The organism is Xanthomonas sp. 3075 (assembly GCF_014197275.1).
Taxonomy (GTDB): domain Bacteria; phylum Pseudomonadota; class Gammaproteobacteria; order Xanthomonadales; family Xanthomonadaceae; genus Xanthomonas; species Xanthomonas campestris_B.
In genome coordinates, this window is record NZ_JACIFI010000056.1 from 1 (window position 1) to 1,255 (window position 1,255).

1 protein-coding gene is annotated in these 1,255 nt (G+C 63.7%); it reads left to right on the plus strand.

Annotated elements, in window-relative coordinates; genetic code table 11:
• Window positions 1–225: 225 nt before the first annotated feature.
• Complete coding sequence (locus tag GGR62_RS20885) at window positions 226–1,149, plus strand: IS110 family transposase (protein WP_184409724.1); 924 nt, start codon at window positions 226–228, stop codon at window positions 1,147–1,149.
• Window positions 1,150–1,255: the final 106 nt, after the last annotated feature.

Genomic DNA, 1,255 nt, shown 5'->3' on the forward strand with positions numbered 1-1,255 from the left:
GATGCCGCGTAAGAGCCTTATCTGTTCGGATTCTGGCAGTTTAGGTGTCGAGAGCCGACGTGGGCCACCGTGAGAGCCTGGATCATTGCCGATCGCCTTGTAGCTGGGTGCCCACGCCGGTCTCTCCCCTGTATCGCCCGAACAGTTGCCAGAGTTGACGCTCGTAGACGTAAGGCTGGGCAGGCGGGGGAGCTCTCGACCCTTCAAGCCTAACGGAGTTCGCCTATGAACGGCATCGGGATTGATGTGTGCAAGGCCATGTTGGATGTGGCCGTCCATCGCGGCCCTTTCGCGCGGTTTCCCAACACACCGGCGGGCCATCGCAAGCTGCTGTCCTGGCTGGCGACGCAGCAGGCAGGCCAGGTTGTCCTGGAGGCCTCCGGCGGTTACGAACAGCGGGTACTGGATGCCTTGTTCGATGCCGGTCACCAGGTCGTGCGGGCCAACGCGCACCGCTGCCATGCCTTCGCCGCTGCCATCGGCCTGCCGGCAAAGACAGATCGTCTGGACGCCATCAACCTGGCCTGCATGGCGGCCACGCTGGAGCTGCGTGCCTATCAACCAATGGAGCCTTGGCGGCGCAAGCTGCGCGAGTTCGTGCGCGCGCGCCAGCAGCTGGTGGACCTGGCAACAAGCGCGCAAAACCAGTTGGAACAGGTGACCGACACGACCTTGCGCCGTGTGCTGCAGGCCAATATCGCGCAGATGAAAAAGACCTGCGTGATATTGGAAAAGCACATTGCCGAACAAGTCGGCCAGCAACCGCAGTTGGAGGCCATGCGCGCGTTCAAAGGCGTCGGAGCGATCCTGCAAGCAGTGATCGCCAGCTACCTGCCGGAGCTGGGTAGGCTCGATGGCAAGGCCATTGCCAAGCTGGTCGGCCTGGCCCCCATCGCTCACGACAGCGGACAGATGCGCGGTCTGCGACAAATCCGCGGCGGGCGGATCGAGGTGCGCAACGTGCTGTACATGGCCTGCCTGTCGGCCATCCAGCACGAGCCACGGATCCGGGAGTTCTACCGGTCGCTGCGGGCGCGCGGCAAGCCTGGCAAGGTCGCTGTCGTGGCGGCGATGCGCAAGATACTCGTCATCCTCAACGCCCGCGCCAGAGACGCTCTCGCTGGAGAGTCTCAAGCCATCCCGACCTGAGTGTCCATGCGCTGGATGGGACGATGGCTGCTGACAGCAGCCGGCACCACCGTGCCCGGCTGACGGAGTGGCCAAAGCCCCTCCAACAACACAGTTGCTACAAGGA

Bases quoted from the DNA above. Each gene is read 5' to 3' on its own strand.
- GGR62_RS20885 (WP_184409724.1), top strand. From the start codon at position 226: ATGAACGGCATCGGGATTGATGTGTGCAAGGCCATGTTGGATGTGGCC.